Below are 26168 nucleotides of genomic sequence, written 5' to 3' on the forward strand. Positions count from 1 at the left end.
AGGAATTGAAATTGGATAAAGTCAAAATAGCGCTGCAGTACATGCTGCCGAAACACTTATTATCTCGTTTAGTGGGTAAACTCGCTGCAGCCGAAGCTGGCGCCTTGACCACTGCCGCCATCAAATGGTTTATCAAACAATATAAAATCGACATGAGCGAAGCGGCGCAGAGCGAACCAGAAGCTTATAAAAGCTTTAATGCTTTTTTTACCCGCGCCCTTAAACCCGGTATTCGTCCGTTAGATATGGACGCCGATATCATGGTGCATCCCGTCGATGGTGCGGTAAGTCAGTTAGGCCCCATCAAAAACGGTCGCATCTTCCAAGCTAAGGGTCATCACTATTCCTCGTTAACCTTACTTGGCGATCAAGCCGAAGATGCTAAACGCTTCGAAGGCGGTGATTTTGCGACTATCTATCTGGCGCCTAAAGACTATCACCGTATCCACATGCCGATTAAAGGCACGTTATCAAAAATGACCTATGTACCTGGCGAACTGTTTTCGGTGAATCCGTTAACGGCGAGACACGTACCCGGTCTATTTGCCCGTAACGAACGCGTTGTGGCGATTTTTGAAACCGAATTAGGTCCATTGGCCATGGTATTGGTTGGCGCAACGATTGTTGCCAGTATTGAAACCGTATGGGCTGGCACAGTCACACCGCCGACAGGTAAGCAAGTCTTCACTTGGGAATATCCAACCCAAGGTCCAGATGCCATCACCTTAGACAAAGGTGAGGAAATGGGTCGCTTCAAGTTAGGCAGTACTGTAGTGATGTTGTTTGCTAAAGATGCTATCGCGACCTTTGCTGAAGGTGTCGAAGCCGAAGCAGTGACTCGTATGGGACAAGCCTTCGCTAACCTGAAAGACGTTAAGCAAGCGGATTAAGCTTTCTTGAGTTCTGCTAAACCTTCGGGATTAATTGAATTGCATCTGGCTGTGCTGCTATTTGGCGGCACAGCTTTGTTTTCTAAATTAATCCCACTCAACGCCCTCGACATCACCTTCCTACGCTGTATCGTCGCCGCCACTGTGTTAGGTTTGCTAGTCAAATTCAGCCGCAAACGTTTAACGCTGGCAAGCAAACAAGATTATCTAGTCGCCATCGGGCTTGGGGTTATCGTCAGCCTGCATTGGGTGACTTATTTTGCGGCCATGCAATTATCGTCGGTCGCCATTGGCATGATTGCATTTTTCACCTATCCGGTGATGACAGTCATTGCTGAGCCGTTGCTGACAGGTAATAAGATAAAATTACACGATATGCTCAGTGGCGTGTTAGTGCTGATTGGGGTGATATTACTCATCCCTGAAGCCAATTTAGGTAACGACACTACGCTGGGCATTGCCATCGGCATAGTGTCCGCCATGCTGTTCACCACCCGTAACTTATTGCACAAACGCTACTTTTCCCAGTACAGCGGCCCCCATGCCATGTTCTATCAAACTTTGGTCGCTGTGGTGTTCCTGATGCCTTGGCACCAAACGGAACTGGGCAGTATCTCATTAGAAGTGTGGGGATTAATTATTTTACTCGGCGTTGTCTTTACCGCTGCGCCACATGCGCTATTTACTTCTGCGCTGAGGCAACTCAGCGCCAAAACGGTTGGGCTAGTCTCTTGCTTACAACCCTTTTATGGCGCCATGTTAGCGCTGATCATTTTAGGTGAAGAGCTCAATCTCAACACCCTAATTGGTGGCACTATCATAGTCGCTACCGCCATCTTCGAAACCCATCAATCGCACCAATCACAGCGGCGAAAAAAGAACGCCTGAAACATACCAATCTCAACGCAATTTGGCTAATATGGAGCGTCTTTCGCCCCTAAATGTCTTTAGCCTATATGCCACGTATTTTATTGTTCATTATTGCTTTTTTCACATTTTCCGCACTTGCCAATTCGCCTTTGCAGTTGGACAAACGTCTTGGCATGAACAAGCAAGATCAGCAACAAAATCTCAGCATTGACGAACAAATTAACGAACTAAAAATTAACATAGAAAAACTCGCCGCCAACGCAGCCAGTTTCCAACAAGCGCAGATTGATTTTGAACAACATAAGAAGCGCACTAACCAAGCACTGAAAGACGCCTATAAGCCTTTATCTCTGGAAAAAGGTACTGACCTCAGCCAGCAGGCTTCCATGGCCTATATCCGCTTGTCTGAACTTAAAGAAAGCGAATCCACCCTTGGCCGACAAGTTAACGATTTATTGCTACGTCACAATGACTTACCTACAGTTATCGCCAGCGCGAGGCAAACTGTCGCCCAAAACAAAAAAGCAGAACTCGCCCCGCTAGATACCCCAACGGGAGAGTTACAGCAAACTCAACGACTTTTCTTTGAACAAAGCCTTGCCACCGATGAAGCAGAACTTGCCAGCAGCCAAAAACGCATTGAACTGACGCAATTACAATTACAGCTAGTCCGCCAACAACTGGTGCAGCAAGAAGCCTTGATCGAAACCATCAACAAGGCAATCAATAAACAACGTCAGCAACAAACGGATGCCACCCTAGCCAAAAACTTAGTTAATACCGAAAAAGTTATCGATCCTATCACCCGTAATATTGCCGACACTAACCAGATTTACGGCCAAAAGCTGCAAACGTTAACTTTGCAGATCAATAATGTGGTCGAACAGCAGGAACAGGCAGAAACCCAATATCAATCCCAAGCCAAACAACTGGCAAACATCCAAGAGCAGATCACTTGGGTCAAAATGAACTCCGCCTTTGGTGAGCGCTTTTTGCAGATGTTGCAATCACTGCCTAAACCACCTAATCACGAAAAACTGCAAACGCTGATCGCCGATGCGCGCTTAGACAGATACCATTTAGAGCAGCAACAAGCCCTCAATGAGCAAGAATTAGAACAGCCCGGCTTGTACAATGAGCAGCAGATTAAACTACTGCACTCGCAACAGAGTTTGATCTCGCAGTTGATGCAAAGCTATGACCAATACTTGAGTGAATTAGGCAAGCTGAAGGTCAATTACCAACAACTGAGTCAACAGAATCTCACCCTCAAAAATACCCTTAACGAACATTTATTCTGGGTGCCTAACGCTGCAAGTATCAGTAAGTTATGGCTTACGGATCTTGAGCGCAGCACGGTTTGGCTTGTGCAACAAGCACAGTGGGATGAACTGGGAAAAGCCTGGGATGAACAAAACGATTATTGGTCTTGGTGGATCATATTGCTGGTGCTGTGTTTAGTCGTACAAGACTTGATCACTCCTAAATTCAATCGCTTGCTAAATCATTACACTACTTATGTGGGCAATGTGACCCAAGATAAATTCATTTACACTCTCAAAGCGCTCGCCTGCAGTATCAGCTATGCGTTGATAAAACCTTTCCCAGTGATCATGGCGGGATTGATTTTCTATCATTCCGATCGCAATTTTGTGCAAGCAGTGGGTATGGGCATACTGGCGATTGGTTTAGTGTATCTCTTATATCGCTTCATCTTTATTCTGACGCTCGACAAAGGCGTACTCGTGGGCCATTTCAAACGCCCCTCAAAACTCATCCAAGCGGGACAATCACGGCTCAGACACTTTGTGCTGATTGCTAGCCCATTATTGGGTCTGATGGGCTTTACCGAAGTGCTCGACACATCACTGGTGCGTAATAGCATAGGCCGCGGCGCATTCATTATTTTCTGTATCGTTTTATTCTTGTTATACAAAGATATTTTAATCCTGAGCCGTAAAAACTCAGATGCCAAAAAAGACGGTAAAAACAAAAAACTCATTCAGAAAATGCTCTGGACCTTGCTGATTTCTGTGCCGCTTTTAAGCGCAGTGTTAGCCTTTAGGGGTTACTACTTCACCGCTTTCCAAATGCTGTTACAACTGCAATTATCGATCGTGCTGGGTCTGGGTTTCTTGCTCTTATACCAATTGATCAAACGGTGGATGTTAATCGAACGCCGCCGTATCGCCTTCGATCGCGCGAAGGCAAAACGTGCAGAGCGCTTAGCACAAAGGGAAAAAGGCGAAACGCATCACCCTTCCGTTGATGGACTCGATACCTACGAAGAACCCGTGGTCGATCTCGAAACCATTTCGAGCCAATCCCTTGGTCTAGTGCGTTCACTCTTGTTATTGGCCTTTTTAGCCAGTTTGATTGGTCTGTGGACTCAAACCCATACGGCGCTGTTTTCTTTCCTCGATGGCATTACGCTGTGGACGACCAATACCAGTGTGAATGGCTTAGAGCAACAATTACCCATTACCATGAAATCACTGATGTTTGGGCTGATAGTGGTGGGTTTCTCGTTAATGATTGCCACCAATTTACCCGGCCTACTTGAGCTAATGATCCTGCAAAGGCTTGATCTCTCGCCTGGAACGGGTTTTGCGATCACAACCGTCAGTCGTTATCTGGTGGTTTTCCTCGGACTATTAATCGGCTTCTCTAATCTCGGGATGGAATGGTCTAAGCTTCAATGGCTGATTGCCGCACTGTCGCTCGGTTTAGGTTTTGGTTTGCAAGAAATTTTCGCCAACTTTATCTCAGGTTTGATCATTTTGTTTGAGAAACCCGTGCGGATTGGCGACACAGTGACAATTCGTGATTTAACAGGGACAGTCAGTAAAATCCAAATTCGGGCGACCACCATTATTGACTGGGATAGAAAGGAAATTATCATTCCGAACAAGGCCTTTATCACAGAGCAGCTGATCAACTGGTCCTTGTCAGATCCTATTACTCGGGTCATTGTTTATGTGTCGGTGGCGCGGGATTCAGACCCTGCCAAAGTTGAAGCGACCCTGTATCAAGCGGTGCAAGAGTGTGAAGATGCACTTGCCAGCCCAGAACCTGAAGTCTGGTTTGCAGGCTTTGGTAAGCATACCCAAGATTATGAAGTGCGCGCCTATGCGAAAGATATGTCGGCACGCTGGCCACTGCGCCATGATTTACATAAACGAGTGACTAAAAAACTCAAAGAAAACAATCTCGAACTCGCCTACCCGCAGATGGAAATCCATATTAAGAATGGTCAAAATCGCGAGCAACAAGGCATTATTAGAAGCTAATAGGATCGTAGACCATGCTTATTTTTGCTCACCGCGGCGCCAGCGGTTATCAGGCCGAAAATACCTTAGCCGCCATGGCTAAAGCGTTAGAATTGGGTGCGCAAGCCGTCGAACTCGATGTACATAATGTCGAAGGTGAGTTAGTCGTGTTTCACGACAGACGACTCGATAATAAAAGCTCGGGCACAGGCGTCATTCACTTAGCGAGCAAGGACTATCTAGCAAGCATCAATGTGAAAGGTGAATCCATTCCGACGTTATGGCAAGTACTTGAACTGATTGCGGGGCGCTGCATAGTCAATATAGAGTTAAAAGGCATTAATACCGTCACGCCGTTAATCGACTTATATCCAAAGGCTATGAGTCAGCTTGGTTTTAATAAGGAGCAGTTACTGATCTCTTCTTTTAATCACCCCTATCTGTATGAACTTAAACAGGCGTTGCCAGATGCTTTAGTCGCACCACTGCTTGCCAGTATTCCACTCGAAGGGGCTGCGGTAGTAAGCGACCTAAGTGCCTATTCATTGCATTTAGATGTGAGTTTTATCAGCCAAGCGCTAGTAGACGACGCCCATAACCGAGGTGCCAAGGTTTATGTTTATACTGTCGATCATATTGATGATATTCATGCGCTTAAGCAGATAGGTGTCGATGGCGTGTTCAGCAATTACCCCGATCGCGCCATGCAAGCCTTAACTCAAAAGGCAATGGCCAATTACTCTGGCTACTTTGAGTAACGGCCAAAATAATCATGATATTAAGCTTGGCTATTTCGCTGAGCCCAATAACCGATAAAAATAAACATGGCCACAATTAACAGAAACATCCAATGGGATGGCATAGCCACTATGTGTCTTGCCACCCAAGGCGTGGCTTTCACGATCAATAGTCCATAGCCAAAGGCATTCACAATAATAAAAACAAATGTTCGCAGCACAAAAGAATGCCCCAACAAATGACGCCTTAAGATACGATTTACATCCGCTGAAAAAACCAAAATAAGACACACCACCATAGCGGTAGCAATATCGAAGGCCCAAGGGCGAAGCATATTACCTAACTGGGCAATAATGGCGACTAATTGCTCAAACATAGACTTAACCTAAAAAGATGCAGCGCAATCCATCAGCGTGGCCGCGACAGCGTATTGAAAAATAACAATAACCAAGCATAAAGGGAGACGCCATGGGGCACAAGTTACTCTTGCTAACAAAGGCAAATCAACAGTACCGCGACTTGATTGAGGCGCAGAGTCTCCCTGATTTAACGTTACTCGACGATAATCCTGCGAGCATAATTGATGCAGATATTTGGTTAGCCGAACCTAAACTTGCCGCGCCCCTATTGCCCCATGCTAAAAATCTGCAATGGCTACAATCAAGCTTTGCTGGCATAGATGCCCTGATGAGTCCAAGGGGCAGAAAAGACTATCAACTCACCAATATTAAAGGCATTTTCGGCCCGCTGATGAGCGAGTATCTATTCGGCTATTTACTCGCGCATATCCGCGGCCATGGTTTTTATCGCCAGCAGCAACAGCAAAAACAGTGGCTGATTCAACCCCAGCAGCGCCACTCAAGTTTACAGGGCATGCGATTGCTCTTGCTTGGCACAGGGTCAATAGCCCAGCATTTAGCGAAAACGGCAAAACACTTTGGCATGCATGTTACTGGTATCAATAGCAGCGGTAATACCGTTGAAGGTTTTGATGCCATAGAAGCGGCCAAGTGTTAACACAGGCCGATGTGGTTGTAAATCTACTGCCAAGCACTCCTGCAACGTACAATCTTCTCAATGCTGACATGTTAGCTATGTTAAAAACTGATGCAGTGCTGTTTAATGTTGGCCGCGGTGATGCACTCGATCTCGATGTGCTAAATACCCAGCTTATCGCTAATCCTAGTCAGCAAGCGATCCTCGATGTATTTGCTCAGGAACCTTTGCCCAATAGCCATCCTATTTGGGAACGGGAAAATGTCGTGATCACGCCGCATATTTCGGCGCCAAGCCATCCTGCACAAATCGTCGATATCTTTAGCCAAAACTATCGCCGCTACATCATGGGTGAGCCACTGCAGAATCGAGTCGACTTTAGTAAAGGTTATTAGATCAAAGATAAGAAATTGAGTTAGAAATCAGTAAAAGAAAAGGCAATAGTCAGACTATTGCCTTTTTTATCTTAAATTTTAGTCAGTTAAATCCTAAAGCTGCGCTTTAAGAATTGCTCGACTAATACCGAGTGAGAATCCATCTCGCGAGTCACTTCGTCATTCAAGCCGACCATTTCACTGCCGAGTTGATGGCTAGAATGGGTAAATTGCGACACATTCACCACGCTGCGATTCATCTCATTTGCCACACTCGATTGCTCTTCAACCGCGCTGGCAATATGGTGCGTCATATCGGTAATGGTCGAAATGGCCTCACGAATCGTACGTAATGCCGTACCCGCTAAATCCGCCGTTGAAATACATTCGGAAGCGGCAACCACTCCTTGCTGCATACTGATAACAGCTTTATTCGTCCCCTGCTGCAACAGATTAATCATACTGTGGATTTCTTTGGTGGCATCGTGAGTACGTTGTGCCAGCGCCCGTACTTCGTCGGCAACGACAGCGAAGCCACGACCTTGCTCACCCGCTCGAGCCGCTTCAATTGCTGCATTCAATGCCAGCAAATTCGTCTGCCCCGCAATACTCTGAATCACATCGAGCACTGTGCCAATATCTTTACTGTGGGCTTCTAACTCAGTAATCACTTTTGACGTTTGTTGCAGTTGCTCCGCCATGGCTTGAATCGAGCGAATAGTGCTCGACACCGTTTTATCACCATTGATGGTTTCAGCGGATGCCATTTGCGTGGCACTCGCCGCATCGGCACAATTGGAGGACATATCGCCTAATGTGGCGGTCATTTCCTGCATCGCTGTAGCAACTTGTTCTATTTCAGACAGTTGAGCCTGACTGGTACTCTGGATTTGTTTGCCCTTGGCGGCAGATATTTTGGCCTGTTCTGACACGTTATAACAGGAATCCGATGCACGCCCAAGAATCGACTTAAGCTCTGAATTCTGCATTTGCAGTGCTAAATCAATCGCGCCAAGATCATCACTGCTTCCACTATAAATATGCGCCATCAGCGGATTATCGTAGATATGCTTTGCCTTAGCCACTATCGCGTAATAGCGATTCAGCACCAGATTACCGCCCACCAGCAATACTAGGACACTTATCGCTAGGGCAATAAAGCCCATTAAGCCAATTTGCAGAGCAAGGTAAAGCATAGGTAGCATGCCAACCAATGCGAGTAACAGCAATTTAACTGGCATATCCAAAGTACGTTTTAACGCACTGACGCTGCCCTTTTTGTTCAACTCCGCATAGGCTATTTCTGCACGCTTAACCTGATCGCGTGTGGGTTTAGTGCGTACTGATTGAAACTCGACGACTTTGCCATTAACTGAAATCGGTGAGACATAGGCATCGACCCAATAGTGATCGCCATTGGCGCAGCGGTTTTTTACTATCCCTTTCCAAGGCTCGCCTTTTTTGATGCATCGCCACAGATCTTCAAACGCTTGCGGAGGCATATCTGGATGACGCACCATGTTGTGTGGCTTGCCTAGCATGGCATCGAGGTCGTAACCGGCAACGGTACAGAAAGATTGATTGGCGTAAGTGATATGACTTTGAGTATCCGTGGTCGACAATAAAATCCAATCCGCTGGGTAATCATATTCTCGCTGTGTAACTGGTAGATTTGTTCTCATGAAACCTTATGGATCTTTGATTAATTCTTCGTTATTCATCCATGAGTTATCCATCCGTGAGGCATCATCACCCTGACTCTGTATTCCTAAACCTACTTCTAAAACTGCCTAGCTTTTTAATGCTAAAACACACCTAGCATAGACGATAAAACGTGCGCCATGTAACAAAAGCGTTAAAGTATGAAAATCACCCAAAAAACATGATTGCATTTGATAAGCGTTTTCATTTAGAATTAGCGCAATTCGATTGGAGACTAATATATGTACGTTTGTCTTTGCCATGCGATCACTGATACGCAAATTAAAAACGCAGTAAGCCAGGGCGATAGCTCGCTTGCTGACGTAAAAAAGCGCTTAGGTGTTGCCGATCAATGTGGTAAATGCGCCAGAATGGCGGTGCAGATCATTCAAAATCAACTAGAGCTTGAGCCTAATTATTACGAAGTCGCGTAAATTGAATCGCGAATAGAGTGGTAATGGGTAACCCGCTAACGAATACACTTCCGACAAGCTAAAACCACGCTGACTCAAGCAAACTCAATCCAAAAAGTCCCGCGACAACAAAGCTTTCTATTCGTCACTTCGTCTTAAATAGTTTTGCCAGCCTAATCTTTAGATATGATGTTTTAATGACAAGCCCCACTGAACTCCAAGCTCGAAAGCCGCGAATAATTCAATGGGGTTACAGATCCAACTTCCGAGTCAAGCCTACTTACGTTTCAACAAATAGGCCGCTTCATTAAGCCAAGGCACTGCTTTCTTAATAAAACGTGGATTGTCGGCCAACACATCTTGCGACGCTAATACTTCAATATCAAAATCCTCGCTCAGATGCTGCTCTACCCAAGTAGGGGATACCGCAAAAGGCGGGCCGATAAGGGATTCTTGCGGATAATCTAAAGTCACTAATAAACCGACACTGCCGCTAGGTAATAAGCTCGCTAACTGCTTGGCATATTGTGCACGCATACTTTCTGGCCATGCGATCAAAGCCGCGCGATCGTAAAATGCCGTCACCGCTTGGGTGATAGTCTTAGGTAGGGTGAAAATATCACCCTGATACAAGCTGATCTGTTCGGTTTGATAATGCTGGTGTTCACCCACGGCCGTTTTCGTCATCTCGAGTTGGTTATCGCTAAAAAATTGCTGTACAGCCAATTCATTCAACTCACACCCTATGACCTGATGCCCCTGTTCTGCGAGGAAACACATGTCTAGCGACTTACCACATAAGGGCACAAAAACCTTAGTATCTGCGGGTAATGCAAGCTGCTGCCAATACTTAACGAGGAAAGGATTGATGTCTTGCTGATGAAAACCTATCTGTTGCTGCTGCCACTTTTCATGCCAAAAACCGGGTTCCATGGGTTTATCTCTATTCGCTAATGTTGTCCTTACTCTAATGACATTTTAAAGTGGATGCAAAACCTCCTGCCATTCGGCAAACTCGGCAATGTAAAGACTAACTTACTGATCTAAAGTGGCTTGCACTTTACGCAACCAAACACAGTTATCGCATTGGCATTGACGGCGTGATAAATGATGTGGGCTTAAAGATGAGTCGATAAAGTCCACGGCGATCAACAACTGCTGTTTTAACTCGGCAATCGATTTTTCGTTCACGGCCACCAGCTCGTCATTCTGGTTCATCCAGATACATTCCATGCCCTGATGACACGTTAAACATTGCTCGTCTCTATCATTAAAAAATACCGCATGCGGGCAATGGGTCACTTCCATTGACTGTAAAATACGCTTACGCGGATATTCCAAAAGTTCGATCAACAAGGCTTTATATTGGGTGGGCATACGCCCTCCTTAGCTGCACTTTGTCTGTGGGTTAATTAACAAAAATTGATTCCATCTAATGCCCCAAAGATTACCTATAGTCGCGAGGATTTAATTTGATGTAAGTCAAAGTCAGTGACGAAATGATCGGTTAGGTAAGCCGCGCCTGACGCTGATCATCAATGCCATTCAAAATACTAAAATAAAGCCGCCCGCTATTTGATTATCTCCCCCGCTTACTGGTTAAATGAACAAAACAAGGAGCACAATTTGCAAACACCGCAGCTGCAGCATTTTTATATTTCTGAAGAGCAATCCATTTACTTGCTCAAAGCCAATGATGCCCGTAAACACAAGGCGTGGATCCGCCTCTGTAAACAACAGCTGAGCAAATTAGGTTATACCGATATCGAATTGGTCGGTAAAGGCGCCTACGGTTTCGTGTTTGCGGGTATCAATCAAGCGGGCGATGCCCATGTGTTTAAGTTTTCACGGATTAATTTGCCGCAACATATTCAAGATCGGCTCGAAGAAGAAGCCTTTATGCTCTCCTTACTCAAGCACCCCAATGTGCCGGGAGCGATCAAATTTGAGCGAGTAGGTAAACAGGGAATACTCGTGATGGAACGGGCAAAAGGGGAAGATCTCGACCAACTTTGCCGCCGCATGGGCGCCCTACCGACCGCTATGGTCATGAGCATCGCCCGCCAACTCGCCGATATCTTGTATTACCTGCGCACGGGCAAGCCATTAGTGCACGGCGATATCAAACCTTCGAATCTAGTTTACGATATTGAACAACAACACTTATCGTTAATCGATTGGGGCTCAGCGGTATTTGCGCAGCGGGATGAACATAACAAACCCGTCGAAGACAATGTGATGGCGTTAATGTCTAGCGATCAACAACATACCAACGCCCGCATGGGTGATGTGTACTTTATCGGCGAAGAGCAACTCAATGGAGCACTCTCCAGCCCGCGCTTTGACGAGCAAGGAGTTGCCGCGACTCTGTATGCCCTCGCTTCTGGGCAAGCAAGCCGCTTCGGTGCACAAGTGATCTCGCCCACCAGCATTGGCTTACCGATAGAATTAGCCCGTACCTTAGAAGGCATGCTCAGCACTGATCCGCAGCAGCGCAACATTGCCGGCGATTACTTTTTAAAAAGTATGCGCCACAGCCACAGATTACATTTACCTGAACTGCCCAAAGCTGATTTACAGGGTGAAATTCCTGTATGGGTACAATCCCGCGACAAAGATGTTGAAACCGTCAGCTACAGTTCGCGTAAATCCTTTTTAAAGGAACACAACGCCCAAGATCCCATCGCTAAGATGGATGATATTCAGCTCGAAAAATATTACCGTAACTTCCTCGCTGGCATGGGCGATACCGAAAAAGGCTTTATCGCCGCAGTGGGTCGTTTAGCGCAATATCCGATCGTGGGTGGTCTGGCTATTCATTGGCAGGAAACCGGCGTGTTTATCGACTCCAATCTTGCGATTTACGATGCAAAGCAAAAAAGTGCGTTAATCATTGCAGTCAACAATATGGTGGATCTCGCGCGGGGAATTAAACGTATAGGGGTGTTTAAGGCCTGTTTCTTTAACGCCAAAGACACACTGCATATCGAGCGAGCTGACACTAGCGAACCTTTTGTCGCCAGTGCCGCACTGCAGTTGCCATTCGAAGTCGGTGACGTACCCACCTTAGAAGATAAGTCGCGGTTACATTCTTATTTTGAAGACGGTAAAGATCCCGATGAGAACCTCGAATTACCCCATGAAATCATGGAAGAATTAGCCCGCATCAACCAAATTCACCACACAGGCTGCATCATTTTTGAGGCGCTGCCGAATCACTTAAAAATTCACAGTTACTTGAAGCTGCTCAATCCACGTAAGCAAGCAGCGTTTCGCGCGAGCCTCGATCGCATCTTGCATCATGTCGGAAAAATCCAAGGTCACGGCGTATCGGGCTTTATGAAACTGCCCTACAAAAACACCCGCCGCTTTACTCATCTAGAGCGTAAAGCCGATCACTTTTATCCGAAAAATCCAAAAGAAATAGGCGCCTAATGGCGCCTATGTTCATCGGATTAAATCGGTGATCCCGGCGGTAGGGTTAACGGCATAGGAATAAGCTTAACCTTAGCATCGGTCAAACCCGCAGCCAGACCCTGTTGCAACCAAGTATAGTGCGCCGCAAGACTCACATTCGCTCGATTCGACTTCGCTTTCAATTGCTTAATCACAAACTGAGCGCGATCGTTGATCGCTGCCCTCACTTCTGGTGAGGTTTGAGGATCGTGCAGCGTTGCCAGCACTTCATCAATCACCACAGCGTTCACTCGCATCCATACGCCTTCGACCAGCGCGAGCTTATCCTCTTGATACAAGGTCGCCGCAAATAACTTATCCAGTAATGTCGTCACCGATAACTGCTCGCTATCGGCCATGGATGCTTGGCTGACACGATTCAAGCGTTTAGGCATCAATAGCAAGCTCAAGGTATGACGGCTAAACACTTCAGCCATACCGAGAGGGTCGTTAATTGCACCTAGACCTGAATTGAAGGATTCCCGCGTAACATGATAATTCCCCGCCTTTGGCACTAAACTGTCGAGCAAGGTTTGCGGCACAGTTAAACTCGCCGCATCGAGAGTGTTAAGTAGCGCGTCTAAGCCCGTTAACTGCAACTGCGGCGCAATATAGCTCCAGCGGCTGCCTTCACCAATAGATTGATAGTTATAGTCAGTACCACCAATAAACTTCGCGACCGCATCGATTTGATAACGCGTCAACAAATAAATTGGTGCAAAGGCATCGGCTAGCTCGCCCAGTGGCTCATTGGGTAACAAGGCCGCACTGGAGAAATCCGCAATCGCCTTAGTACGAATTTTATTTAACTTACCCAGCTGATCGATCGGATCGTCACCACTATCCCACAAACTGGCATAGGCCTGACTCGCATCCTTTTGGCGGGAATCGGCCTCACCGATATAACGTAAGCCACGTTTCGCCACATCGGCCAGCAAGTCGACTTGCAGTGCTTGTTGGGTACGGGCATCACCTTGATCGCTATAACCATAGGCGATAGTAAAATCATCCCAAGGGCCAACACCTGTAGTGTAAGGTGCTGAAATATCAATATCATTGCCCTTCAACTGGATTTTCGGATGGGGATAATCCATCACAGAGGCATCCTGATTAGTCGAAGCAGCAAAGTTATGATCGAGCCCTAAGGTATGGCCAACTTCATGGGCGGCCAGTTGGCGAATACGCGCGAGCGACAAGGCTGTCGCCGCTTTCTCGGCCGCCACTCTATCCTGCCAGCCTGCGGTTAAGCCTTTAGCAATCAAGTAATCCTGACGCACACGCAAACTGCCGAGCGTGACTTGACCCTTAATGATTTCACCGGTACGTGGATCGGTCAGCGCGGCGCCATAGGACCAACCCCGCGTCGCCCTGTGCACCCATTGGATCATGTTGTAGCGAATATCCTGCGGATCGGCATCTACAGGCAATAACTCAACTTTAAAGCCGTTGATAAATCCGGCGCGAGTAAAAGCCGTCTCCCACCAGCGCGCGCCATCGAGCAAGGCCGAACGTATCGGCTCTGGCACACCGGGATCAAGATAATAAGTAATAGGTTTAACGACTTCGCTTGGCGCTGGGCCCGGATGCACTTTCTGTAAACGGTGGCGTAGGATAAAACGCTGCACTAAAGGCTGGTCAAAGGGCGTGGCATAATCGCGATACTCATCGGACAAATAACCGCTCATAGGATGATAAGCCCGCGGCTGGTAATCCTCATCGGGAAGCTCAACAAAAGAATAACGCATCCGCACCGACATTAAGGTGCCATCGGGTGTTACCTGTGCGACCTGCGCGCCAGCAACATCGCCTTTGAACGTCAGTTGCACATCCACATCGGCGTTTTTCTCAAAGGATTTAATCCCTTTGGGTAAGATGACAGAACGGCTCAAATCGAGCTGATAATTGCCCTGCTCTGTTTGTTGCAATACGGAAGACACGCCGTGTAAATCATTGAGCACCAGATCGTTGATCGCTACCAAATCTGGCTTGCCCTCAATCACTTTGCCTTGCCATAACACAGAATCGGCAAAGGCTTCTTCAACCGCTCTTTGCTCGGCGGCATCAGAGGTATTCGCACGATATTGAGTATTGAGTTGCTTGAGTAAAACATAGGGACCTTGGCGCTCAAACTGCACCATACGGGTCTGACCCAGTTGGCCGCGATCGAGACCAATGTCGTTTGATCCTACGCCCTGTGGCAGGCTAGTAACTAAGATAAAAGGTTGATTTAAACGATTGACCTCAAGATATAGCTCTCCCTCAGACTCCTCGTAATAGAGATTAAGAAACCCTTTCGCCTCTTGGCCCTGCTTAATGATCTTGGCGCTAGGCGCGGCTGCCGCGACCGTAACGGTGGGAAATCCTAACAGCGCTATAAATAAGGCTAAGGCTACACTTTGGGGTTTCATCTTTCCTCCTGATTCGGCTGGCTGCGTTATTTACCTTATTAAGTCATTTATGTCATAAGCATCTTTGATGACTGCTTATCTCAAGCGATTGATTTAAAGTAAATAATGCGAGGCCATCACTGGCCCCGAGCAAATAAATTAACGATTCTGATGCTGGTTCTTGTGTTTGATCCAGTGATTTAATGTTTCAAATAATTCGTTGAGCACTATGGGTTTAGTGATGTGGGCATTCATCCCCGCTGCTAAACTCTTTTCCCTGTCGCCCGACATGGCATGGGCTGTCATGGCAATGATAGGCAGTTCATCGGCACTAAAACGCTCACGCAATGCCCTTGCGGCCGTTAACCCGTCCATCACTGGCATTTGAATATCCATCAACACGGCATCAAACGGCCGCGAGTCGATAGTATCCAGCGCCACTTGACCATTGTCGGCCAGCACCACTTCGTAGCCAGCGCTCTTAAGGAGTTCGGTGGCCACTTGCTGGTTAATAAAGTTATCCTCCACCAGCAGCACTAAACCTGTGTGCTCTCCTTCCTCAACTTGAACTTCAACCATAGGCTGAACCACATTCAATCTCGGTTCATCGGCAAAGGCGGCAATGATCTCATCGAACAGACTCGATGCCTTGAAGGGTTTTTGCAGTACGGCAAACACATTGGCACTATCGACTTCATGCTGCAAGGGCTCTGCCGCATAGGCCGTCATCATGATAATCACAGGCCGTTTCGCTAAGCGGCCTTCGGCGACCATAGTATCTATGGCACTGACCACATCGCTACCGTCCATTTCTGGCATCATCCAGTCGAGCAATAACAGATCGATTGGTGCCCGCGACAGTTTGTAAAGCGCTTCGGCGCCACTGGCGGCAGTATCGACGTCGAAGTGGAAATCTCGCATCAAGGTCGAATAAATTTGTAGTGCCGTCGGGTTATCGTCAACGACTAAGGTGCGTAGACTATTGAGTTTTTCCGGCACGACCAAAGGCTCAATCTTAGCGGCTTCGGCAATTTCAAAACTGATGGTGAAGCTAAAGGTACTACCGACCCCAAGCTCACTCTGCACTTGCATCTTGCCGCCCATCATAGACACCAGATGCTTACTGATCGACAAACCTAAGCCAGTGCCGCCGTATTTACGGGTGGTCGAACCGTCGGCTTGGGCGAAGGCATCGAATAACTTATCCTGTTGATCTTTACCTATGCCGATACCCGTATCGCGCACCCAGAACTTCAAGGTAATCCGATGATCCCGCTCGCCGACATCTTCACAACCCAGCTCAATCTCGCCAGATTGAGTAAATTTCACCGCATTCGATAACAGGTTAATCAGCACTTGGCCTAAACGTAGCGGATCGCCCTTAAGAATGAGTCCCGCCGTCACTGGAGCATATAAGAGTAATTCGACGCCTTGTTCTTGTGCCTTGAGCGCATTGAGATCCAGAGCGTGATCGAGCACTTTATCCAGCGGGAATGGCACCCGCTCAAGCTCCAACTTACCCGCCTCAATTTTAGAGAAGTCGAGAATATCGTTGATGATCCTCAGCAGCGATTGTGCCGAGAAACCAGCTTTTTCGAGGTAATCTTTCTGCTGCGCAGTTAACGAGGTGCGCTGTGCCAACTGCAACATACCGATAATGGCGTTCATCGGCGTGCGGATCTCATGGCTCATGTTGGCCAAGAATTCACTCTTGTAGAGGTTAGCGAGTTCGGCGTCTTGCTTGGCTTCAAGCAACGCCACTTCGTTACTCTTATGGCGGGTAATATCCTTATGGGTACCAAGCATACGTTTGGGCTGACCTTCGGCGGTGAACTCCACCACACGACCACGGGATAACACCCAGTGATAGCCGCCATTTTTACCTAACATACGGAATTCAATTTCGAAAGCACCGACGGGATCAGCAAGATACTGAGCACGGTATTCCTCGACGCGAATACGATCGTCGGGGTGGGATAATTCATCAATCGTCGATACTAAAGCTGGGAATTCATTGGTTTTATAACCCAACATAGAATAATACGCAGGGTTACAAATGATCTGTTCAGAGTCTAAATACCAGTCCCACAGGCCATCTTCCACCGCATCCATAGCTAAGTGATAACGCTCTTCGGACAGGCGTAATTGTTCGGCGGATTCGTATTCCCGCGTCACATCACGCCACACGGCAATCAATCCCTGCAGTTCGCCGCGGCGATTGTAGAAAGGCAGCTTAAGGGTATCGAGCAACACAGGTTTGCCCGCAAGCTCGACCTTTTCTTGGTAGCGCAGCGGCGTGCGATCTTTTAAGACTTGTTCGTCTTCGGCGCGGATACGTATGCCCATTTCAGGCGAGGTCAGATCCTCAGATGATAAACCTATCATCTCGCTCTCTGTGTAACCCAGCATGCGTTCAGCCGCCTTGTTACAACCTAAATAGTTGCCTTCTTTATCTTTAAAGACAATCGCTTCAGGAATCGAGTCAAGCAGGGATCGCAGTAGCGCATATTCGCGCTCACGCCGCTCTGTGGTGTCTTTTAAGCGTTCAGTACGCCGCGCCACTAGCTTATCGATCCGCTTATTCTGCTCAGCCAGATGGTGGGTATATTGTTTGTTTTCCTCAAAGATCCGACTGACCAACAAGAACCAAGGCTCCCAGCCACGGGTGATTTTCTCCGGTGGTTTACGTGGCTCTTGGGAGCAACCTTCAAGGTGCGACAGTAATCGCGAGGCTGGACTCACAAAAGATCGACGCGTCTGCCAATGCACTATGGTCACCAACACCGACAGGGCGATAACCACTAAAATAAAGGTCAGCTGCAGTTTTTCCCACGAGTCTTGGAATAGGTCGTCTTCATCCTGCAAATACAGTAAACGCCAAGGCGCGTTATGCAGGGCAACCGAGTGAATGTAATAGCCGTTACGAATGATGCCATCGTGGGCATCGAACAATTCCGACTCAGGTAAAGAATGCAGCTCAGAGGGAATACGTTGGCTGATGTGATAGACCCGATTGATATCTGAGCTATCAAAATCGCTGTGGGATAAAATATTGTTCTGTTGGTCGAGCAAAATCACTGTGCCCGGCATCTTAAAGTAAACCCGAATTTGCCGCGCTAACGAGGCAAGCGTCATGTCTAAGTTGATTGAGCCAATGAACTCATCATCCAAATAAATGGGCACACCTAAAGTGGTCAATAAGCCTTTGCCCGTGGAGTCAACATAGGCTTCACTCCAAAATACACTGCGCTGCGGATTCATTGCTGGGGTGGCGTATTGGAACTGTTTCTTGTTGAGTAATTCGTCCCTAAAACGTTGATCGTCATTCGACCAAGGGAAATAGGACATGATCCTACGTTTCGACAGGTAATAGATCGCCGAGGCTTTCGGGGCGGCTTCTTTGGCGACGGGGAAGGACAGTGACAGCTCAAACAACATCTCAAGTTCTTGATAGAACTTGTCGTCGCGGCCGTCGAGGGAACCCGCGCCAGTAATCCTCCCCATGTTGGTAAAAGGCTCACCGCTCTGGGCGTAGCTAGGTTCTAAGGTAAAATACTGGCCGCTTTCGTTGAATTTACCGTATTGGGGTAAGCGTTCTTTACGCACGAGTTCGCCCAAACGTAAATGATCCACAGCAACGTTGCGTAAGCTTTTTACCGCTCTAATGCTCGACTCAAGTAGCAAATCGATTTGTAATACATGGCGCTGAACCTGCTCTTCACGCTGTTCCATCTGCTGTGCTTTTTGGCGGTCGAAAAACATCCATGCGGTCAACAAAGACATGACGATAACGCCGATGTACGTATAAAAAACGGCACGGTTGTAGTTCTTCTGGATCGGCGATTTTAGTTGGAGATCCGGCTCACTCGATTTCATCCACTACCCTTGATTGCAGCGCTTAATTTCAGCCTACTGCGGCAAAAACTATGAGCTCCATATAGTAGCAGGAAGGAACTGCCAATCACATAAAATAATTGTCAGATAAAGCCTACTCATACCACTGATAAGTCGATTAAAAATCTACTACTCCATAAAATTAAGGCCTCCATATCAGAGGCCTTAGTCATTACCCAAAATTAAACCGACCTGCTTTACAGATGCTCTTCGGCGTATTCCGCTAAGCGTGAACGCACCACGCCATTCAGATACACGTTGGCACTGCCTTCAAAGTCTTTAAAACGTTCGACAATATAGGTTAAACCTGAGGTAACAGCGGTTAAGTAGTTAGAGTCGATTTGCGCTAAGTTACCGCAACAAATCAGTTTTGTGCCTTCGCCCATACGGGTGATCATAGTTTTGATCTGCGAGGCAGTGAGGTTTTGGCATTCATCTAATAGCACTATGGAGTTTTGGATCGACCGCCCGCGCATAAAGTTTATCGACTTAAACTGAATGTTAGCCTTCTCCATGATGTAATTCATGCTGCCCGTGGGATTCACATCATTCTTATGCAGTACTTCGAGCGTATCAGTAATGGCGGCCAGCCACGGCATCATCTTCTCCTCTTCCGTGCCGGGCAAGAAGCCGATAGATTCGGCGATTTCAGGGGTGTTACGGGTGACAATCACTTTGTCGTAGCGATTACGCTCGACCACCAGTTCCAACGCCGCCGCCATGGCGAGCAAGGTTTTACCGCAACCCGCTGGGCCAGTTAAGATCACCAGATCGATATCGGGATCGAGCAGCGCCTGCAATGCCATGCCTTGATAGACGTTTTTAGGTTTAACACCCCATGCCTCGAGGTTTTTCACCCGCTCACGGCCTAAATCTAAAATATGTAAATGGGTGTCTGTGCGCTCGATAACACGACCGCAAAAATCAGACTCTGTGTCGATAAGATATTGGTTGATATAGAAATTATCATTTTCGAGGTCTTTGAGCGGTACTTCATGCACTGTATGTCTACCGTGGCGCTCGGTGGAGACCTTGTTCAAGTGCTCCCAAAAATTACCTTCAAACTGGTAAAAGCCTTTACTGAGGAAGCGGATATCATCAATCAACTGGTCAGTTCGATAATCCTCAACCAATTGAATACCCGCACCTTTGGCTTTAAGGCGCATATTGATATCTTTGGTGACTAAGACAACGGTACGGGGATGATGTAGGTTTTGTAGATGTAGCGCGGTATTGATAATGCGATTGTCGTTTCCATCTCCAGGCAGTGCGCCTAAGGTAAAATCGACAAGGTGATCAGGGAAAATTGAGAGCGAACCGACGGCATCGGCATGACCCTCTCGGCTGGGTAAAGGGACGCCATTGATAATCTGCTCAGGGGTAGTTTCACCGCCTAGGGTATCTTCCAATGCCCTGATAGCAACCCGAGCATCACGACTCACATCACTCTTTCGATCTTTAATCTGGTCCAACTCTTCTAGCACTGTCATCGGAATGACCACATCGTGCTCTTTAAACGAATAGATCGCCAAAGGTTCATGTAGTAACACATTGGTATCCAGTACAAACAACTTTCTGTCGTCTTGTTCCATGGCGCCTCCAGAGTGCTTCATTAAAGTTTAAACACACTTTTGAGTCTCAATAAAAGTTATACGGCTCCTAATACTGGCTAAACATATGGCAAAGAATGATCATAAGGTTCAAGTTGATAGCACTTTACTCGCACTTAAACCTTAAGTTGATATTGGCACCAAACTCACGAGATAACAATACAGCAACCATTGTTTACCTTACAGACTCGAAGCAGTGTATAACCGCGGATGTGACATTAGCGTGACAGTTTCATGTACTGCCACGACAATTTTGTCGCTTGTACAATTTGTAATCTAGCACTCTGGGAATTAGGCTCTAACGGGTGAGAGGGCGATTTAAATATCACGAGTATTGGTATAACATACGCGCCCTTTGTTAGAGTCCGCCTAGAAATGAGAATTTAAGATGCCGTTCGCCTTAGGTCAACGTTGGATAAGTGATACCGAGTCAGAGCTTGGTTTAGGAACTGTGGTTCAAGTAGAAGGCCGTATGGTCACTGTATTATTCCCTGCCACGGGTGAGAACCGTATGTTCTCCCGAGCAGAAGCCCCTCTGACACGCGTTATATACAATCCCGGCGATTCAGTTGAAAGCCATGAAGGCTGGAGCCTTGCGGTCAGTGAATTGACCGAGAAAGACGGGATAGTGATCTATCACGGCATTCACAGTGAGACAGGCGAGCAAGCTACACTGCGTGAAACCCTGCTGAACCACAATATTCGTTTCAACAAACCCCAAGACCGTTTATTTGCTGGCCAAATCGATCGCCTCGACCGTTTTGGTGTGCGTTATCAATGCCAAATGTTGCGCCACAAACTGGCCTCATCGGATTTGCTTGGTCTGCAAGGTCCACGTGTTGGACTTATTCCGCATCAAATGTGGATTGCCCATGAAGTCGGCCGTCGCTATGCACCGCGTGTACTGTTAGCCGACGAAGTGGGTTTAGGTAAAACTATTGAAGCGGGTCTGATTATTCACCAACAACTGCTTACTGGCCGCGCCGAACGCATTCTAATTATCGTTCCCGATACTCTGCGCCATCAGTGGTTAGTGGAAATGCTGCGCCGCTTTAATCTGCGCTTTTCGGTATTCGATGAAGACCGTTGTGTAGAAGCCTATGCCGATCACGACAATCCTTTCTACACAGAACAGTTAGTGATTTGTTCACTCGAATTACTGCGTAAGAAAAAACGTCTTGATCAAGCCCTAGATGCCGATTGGGATCTGTTAGTCGTTGACGAAGCGCACCACTTAGAATGGACCGAAGAAGCGCCAAGCCGCGCCTATCAAGTGGTTGAAGCATTAAGCGAAGTCATCCCAGGCGTTTTGCTGTTAACCGCAACACCCGATCAACTCGGCCATGAGAGTCACTTCGCCCGTTTGCGTCTGCTCGATCCGGATCGTTTCTACGATTACGATGCTTTCTTAGCTGAAGAAGACAGTTATAAAGACGTCGCCATTGCGGCCGAAGCCTTAGCTGGCAACGCTAAATTACCCGATGCCGCCATCAACAGCTTGACCGAATTACTGGGCGAGAAAGACATCAGCCCAAGTATTCGTTTAATCCAAGCCGACGGTATTGATGCCGAAATACAACAGGCCGCCCGTAGCGAATTACTGCAAGAATTACTTGACCGTCACGGTACTGGCCGCGTGTTATACCGAAACAGCCGCGCCTCGGTAAAAGGCTTTCCAAAGCGTTTCTTTAACGCTTACCCACACGCCATGCCAGATCAATATCAAACAGCCGCACGCGTCAGCGGCATGATGGGCGGACACAAGTCATTAGAGGCGAAAGCGGCGCAAGCCCTGAGTCCTGAAAAACTGTATCAAGAATTTGAAGATAACAGCGCCAGTTGGTGGAAGTTCGATCCCCGTGTGGATTGGTTAATCGAGTTCTTAAAATCACACCGCAGCAAAAAAGTGCTGATCATCGCCAGCCAAGCGGAAACGGCCCTTAGCCTAGAAGAAGCCCTGCGTACCCGCGAAGGGATTCAAGCAACAGTATTCCACGAAGGCATGTCGATTATCGAGCGCGATAAAGCCGGCGCTTACTTTGCCCAAGAGGAAGGCGGCGCACAGGCGCTGATCTGTTCTGAAATTGGTTCTGAAGGTCGTAACTTCCAGTTTGCCAGCCACTTAGTGCTGTTCGATCTGCCACTAAACCCCGATCTATTGGAACAGCGAATCGGTCGTTTAGACCGTATCGGCCAGAAAAATGATATCCAAATTCACTTGCCATACCTTGAAGATACCGCCCAAGAACGTTTGATGCAGTGGTATCACCAAGGGCTGAACGCCTTTGAACTCACTTGTCCGAGTGGTCATGTGCTTTACAGTGAATTTGCCGAAGATCTGCTAAACGTGCTTGTGGGTGACGACAGCGACGAGCTGACAAACCTGCTCAATCACACCCAGAGCCGTTATAAAGAACTCAAGCACGCCATGGAGCAAGGCCGCGACAAGCTGCTGGAAATCAACTCACACGGCGGCGAGAAGGCACTGGCAATCGTAAACCGCCTTGCCCAAAGTGACGGTGATACTCATTTAATCGGCTCAATGATCCGTCTGTGGGATATTATCGGTGTTGATCAAGAAGATAAGGGTGAAAACTCGATTATTCTGCGCCCGAGTGAGCACATGATGTTCCCAACTTATCCTGGCTTGCCAGAAGATGGCGTAACAGTGACCTTTGATCGTGACACAGCGTTATCACGCGATGATATTGCGCTGATCACCCAAGAGCATCCGCTGGTGCAAACGGGGCTAGATCTGATCACAGGTTCTGAAACTGGCACCACCAGCGTCGCAATTCTAAAGAATAAAGCCCTGCCAGCAGGCACCTTATTCTTAGAACTCATCTACATGGCCGATGCTTCTGCACCTAAGTCGAGCCAGTTGTACCGTTATTTACCGCCTACCCCCATTCGCGTGTTGTTGGATAAAAACGGTAACGATCTATCGGCTAAAGTGGATTACGCCAGTTTCGATAAGCAATTAAGCGCAGTGAATCGTCACATTGGCGGCAAGTTAGTCACGGCATCTCAGCCTATTTTGCATCCGTTATTTGCTAAGGGTGAAGAATATGCTCAAGTGGTTGTCGATGAAATGGTAGCCCAAGCCAGAGAGAAAATGACTCAGCAACTGAGCGCAGAGCTTGATCGTTTAGAGTCACTTAAGGCTGTGAACCCCAATATCCGTGAGGAAGAATTGGAATACCTGCGTAATCAGATGCAAGAGTTAAACACTTATTTGGATGCCAGCCAGTTACAACTCGATGCGATCCGTATGGTGCTCGTCAGCCACGTATAAACCCAAGCGGAACAGCAGGTTTCAATCAATTAGCCCAGCCTCAGCGTTGGGCTTTTTTATGCCCTGTGGCTTTTTATACTAAATGACAAGTGCAATTCTTTGGCGAGGAAAATTCACTTTTTGGTAATTGTTCAGGTTATACTCAAACACTGATGAATTTATGAGACTACACAGGTGGTTATCAATTCTATGCCGCGCATTCTTTCACTCCTCTTTTGCCTCATTTTCGGCATCACAACCATCGCTACCTACGCGGCTGACACTACAACAACTCCGCCAACATCTGCGCCAGCCGAAATCAGTGCCAAAAAGTCGAATCACAGCTATCTACCCACAAATGAAATTAAACAAATCACGATTGATAATCAGCCCTACGATTTGTTAGTGCGACCATGGGAAGGTAAAAAGAAACTCGGTGCGGCGATAATCCTGCCCGCCACCAATGGTACCGCAGACGCGCCTGGATTGATGGCGTTTGTACGCCGCAATATCAATCCTGCCGGTTGGGCCAGCTTAAGTTTAACTCCGCCAACTGAAATGCCCACAGCTAACTTTGCTACCGCCGCTACTGAAGTGACCTCGCCTGGCGCCGCGCAATTAAGCTCACCGTCCAACAAACCAAGCCCTAAAATCAAGCCCGAAGATAACAGCAAGCACCAGCAAGAGCAGGAAGATTTTCTCGTCAAAAGCATGTCGCAGTTAGATGCCGTCGGTGCAGATTATGCGGGAAAACGTATTTTGATCACCGCCGACCAAAGTGCAGGATTATTGATTAGCCTATTAAGCCAGAAGAAGATTGCCGATCCTGATGTGCTGATCGTCATCAATCCCTATCGAGAAGACGAACAGCGTAATCAAGCACTCGCAGAACAACTGGCAAAACTCACGCTGCCCATTTTAGATATTCAATCGCCAGACGGTCACCCAGCCTCATTGGAGACGGCCGACAATCGCAAAAAACTCGCGGTGACCTTAGAAAGCCCTAACTATCGCCAAACTACCCTAGCGCTCAATTTAGATAACGAGAGCGCATGGCAGAATTGCTTAAATGCGATTAAAGGCTTTTCAGCCCGAATGAGCGGCGCGCAGTAAAAACGGCGATTTAAGCTAATTCAGACAAAATAGTATTACCAACCCGATTGGCGATCCCGATAGGGTTTCTGCGGATCTTTCAACTGACGCGTCGCCGCTATCTTGCTATTTTTGCCTAACAATAACCGAATCTGACTAATAGACTCGCGGCACAGCAGGCTACGAATAGAAGCAGTCCAACTGTGATTAATACTAAGTTTGATGGCCGCAGCCGCATCCGGTGAGGTTTGCATCAGTTGCCGCGCCAGTTGTTGCGCCGCTTCCATGGGCGTCTCACTCACTTGTGTCACGAGTCCTAAGGCCAGCGCTTCATGACTCTCAAGCACTTTTGCCGTCAGGCTAAGTAACATGGCTTGATCCTTAGGCATAATTTGCCTTAATGCGACTAACCCCGCCATATCTGGCACAAGTCCCCATTTCGCTTCCATGATAGATAACTTACTGTCGTGGCTAGCAATACGCACATCTGCGCCTAAAGCGATCTGCATACCGCCGCCATAGCAACAGCCCTCAAGCACGGCAATCACTGGCACAGGCAAGGTTTGCCAACCTAGTGACACCCGCTGTGCCAAATTCGCATTCCCTGGTAAGCCCTTAAACAGTAACTTAACTGCCTGCATCGGTGCCGACATGACGCTTTTGACATCGAGCCCAGAGCTAAAATGCCCACCCGCTCCCGAGAGGAGCACGGCTCGCACCGCACGATTGGATTTAATACTTTTAATCGCGCAGTCAAGCTCACTAAACATTAAATAGTTAATAGCATTCATTTTTTCAGGACGATTAAGCAACACATAGGCGATGCCATCATCGATTTTAACTTGTACACTTTGGCCACTCATGAAATATTCCGTTACTGGTCAGTCCAGAATAAATGTTAACACGTTTGGCATAATTCACTAAAAGATATAACATGAGCCTGTTTTTTGACTTGAGTCAAAATATTGCCAATTCCATCATGGATTGAAGGCAACTTATGTTAGGCTGTCATCACTACGTGCAGTAATCCTAATGTATTTTTCGATTAGATAGCCTTAGCAAGCTCAATAATTAAGCGTATTTAACCGCTAGCTATTTAACTGCTAATAACCGACACCAGTATCGCAATGCTACCTGCTGCGAAGGATGATTGGGCAGCAATATATGGATTCTATAGTCCTTTTTTAGTCACTATATCCTTGTT

At 47.3% G+C, this 26168-nt stretch carries 16 protein-coding genes and 1 pseudogene; 9 read left to right on the top strand and 8 right to left on the bottom strand.

Annotated elements, in window-relative coordinates; genetic code table 11:
• The first annotated feature begins 11 nt into the window (after positions 1-11).
• The 4 genes from asd (at position 12) to CKQ84_RS04625 (ending at position 5787) form a co-directional block, all read left to right on the top strand.
• Positions 12-890 (top strand): archaetidylserine decarboxylase, encoded by an 879-nt coding sequence (asd, locus tag CKQ84_RS04610; protein ID WP_028761759.1) that lies wholly within the window; start codon positions 12-14, stop codon positions 888-890.
• A gap of 6 nt (positions 891-896) precedes the next feature.
• Positions 897-1778: a DMT family transporter gene (locus tag CKQ84_RS04615; protein ID WP_105250280.1), complete on the top strand. Its 882-nt coding sequence runs from the start codon at positions 897-899 to the stop codon at positions 1776-1778.
• 68 nt (positions 1779-1846) lie between these two features.
• Positions 1847-5050, top strand: coding sequence for a mechanosensitive ion channel domain-containing protein (locus tag CKQ84_RS04620; RefSeq protein ID WP_105253001.1), 3204 nt, complete (start codon positions 1847-1849; stop codon positions 5048-5050).
• A 14-nt stretch (positions 5051-5064) separates the two neighbouring features.
• Positions 5065-5787 (top strand): glycerophosphodiester phosphodiesterase family protein, encoded by a 723-nt coding sequence (locus CKQ84_RS04625; RefSeq protein WP_105250281.1) that lies wholly within the window; start codon positions 5065-5067, stop codon positions 5785-5787.
• Between the two features lie 20 nt (positions 5788-5807).
• On the opposite strand, the gene CKQ84_RS04630 is transcribed toward CKQ84_RS04625, so the two are convergent.
• A complete protein-coding gene (locus CKQ84_RS04630) occupies positions 5808-6143 on the bottom strand; it encodes a DUF3392 domain-containing protein (protein WP_105250282.1) in 336 nt (111 codons plus the stop codon).
• 92 nt (positions 6144-6235) lie between these two features.
• On the opposite strand from CKQ84_RS04630, the pseudogene CKQ84_RS04635 reads away from it, so the two are divergent.
• Positions 6236-7158: pseudogene (locus tag CKQ84_RS04635) on the top strand (D-2-hydroxyacid dehydrogenase).
• An 86-nt stretch (positions 7159-7244) separates the two neighbouring features.
• Here the strand turns inward: CKQ84_RS04635 and CKQ84_RS04640 are convergent.
• Positions 7245-8819, bottom strand: a complete 1575-nt coding sequence (locus CKQ84_RS04640; RefSeq protein ID WP_105250283.1) for a PAS domain-containing methyl-accepting chemotaxis protein — start codon at positions 8817-8819, stop codon at positions 7245-7247.
• A gap of 261 nt (positions 8820-9080) precedes the next feature.
• Between CKQ84_RS04640 and CKQ84_RS04645 the strand changes: the two genes are divergently transcribed.
• Positions 9081-9272, top strand: a complete 192-nt coding sequence (locus tag CKQ84_RS04645; protein ID WP_076498521.1) for a bacterioferritin-associated ferredoxin — start codon at positions 9081-9083, stop codon at positions 9270-9272.
• A gap of 255 nt (positions 9273-9527) precedes the next feature.
• Here CKQ84_RS04645 and CKQ84_RS04650 read toward each other — a convergent pair whose 3' ends face one another.
• Both CKQ84_RS04650 and CKQ84_RS04655 read right to left on the bottom strand, forming a co-directional pair.
• Positions 9528-10184, bottom strand: coding sequence for a thiopurine S-methyltransferase (locus CKQ84_RS04650; RefSeq protein ID WP_105250284.1), 657 nt, complete (start codon positions 10182-10184; stop codon positions 9528-9530).
• Between the two features lie 102 nt (positions 10185-10286).
• The gene (locus CKQ84_RS04655) at positions 10287-10628 is read right to left on the bottom strand and encodes a hypothetical protein (RefSeq protein ID WP_105250285.1); all 342 of its coding nucleotides are present in this window, start codon (positions 10626-10628) and stop codon (positions 10287-10289) included.
• A gap of 249 nt (positions 10629-10877) precedes the next feature.
• Here CKQ84_RS04655 and CKQ84_RS04660 point away from each other — a divergent pair, with 249 nt between their 5' ends.
• Positions 10878-12686, top strand: coding sequence for a protein kinase (locus CKQ84_RS04660; RefSeq protein ID WP_105250286.1), 1809 nt, complete (start codon positions 10878-10880; stop codon positions 12684-12686).
• 20 nt (positions 12687-12706) lie between these two features.
• Here CKQ84_RS04660 and CKQ84_RS04665 read toward each other — a convergent pair whose 3' ends face one another.
• From CKQ84_RS04665 to CKQ84_RS04675, 3 genes are all read right to left on the bottom strand, one after another.
• Positions 12707-15115 (bottom strand): zinc-dependent metalloprotease, encoded by a 2409-nt coding sequence (locus CKQ84_RS04665; protein ID WP_105250287.1) that lies wholly within the window; start codon positions 15113-15115, stop codon positions 12707-12709.
• A gap of 138 nt (positions 15116-15253) precedes the next feature.
• Positions 15254-18970: a response regulator gene (locus tag CKQ84_RS04670; protein ID WP_105250288.1), complete on the bottom strand. Its 3717-nt coding sequence runs from the start codon at positions 18968-18970 to the stop codon at positions 15254-15256.
• Between the two features lie 215 nt (positions 18971-19185).
• A complete protein-coding gene (locus tag CKQ84_RS04675; RefSeq protein ID WP_105250289.1) occupies positions 19186-20580 on the bottom strand; it encodes a PhoH family protein in 1395 nt (464 codons plus the stop codon).
• A 406-nt stretch (positions 20581-20986) separates the two neighbouring features.
• Between CKQ84_RS04675 and rapA the strand changes: the two genes are divergently transcribed.
• Positions 20987-23893: an RNA polymerase-associated protein RapA gene (rapA, locus tag CKQ84_RS04680; RefSeq protein ID WP_105250290.1), complete on the top strand. Its 2907-nt coding sequence runs from the start codon at positions 20987-20989 to the stop codon at positions 23891-23893.
• Between the two features lie 189 nt (positions 23894-24082).
• Complete coding sequence (locus CKQ84_RS04685; protein WP_105250291.1) at positions 24083-24985, top strand: DUF3530 family protein; 903 nt, start codon at positions 24083-24085, stop codon at positions 24983-24985.
• A gap of 35 nt (positions 24986-25020) precedes the next feature.
• On the opposite strand, the gene CKQ84_RS04690 is transcribed toward CKQ84_RS04685, so the two are convergent.
• A complete protein-coding gene (locus tag CKQ84_RS04690; protein ID WP_105250292.1) occupies positions 25021-25827 on the bottom strand; it encodes a crotonase/enoyl-CoA hydratase family protein in 807 nt (268 codons plus the stop codon).
• Positions 25828-26168 lie beyond the last annotated feature (341 nt).

This window comes from Shewanella sp. WE21 (genome assembly GCF_002966515.1).
Classification (GTDB): domain Bacteria; phylum Pseudomonadota; class Gammaproteobacteria; order Enterobacterales; family Shewanellaceae; genus Shewanella; species Shewanella oncorhynchi.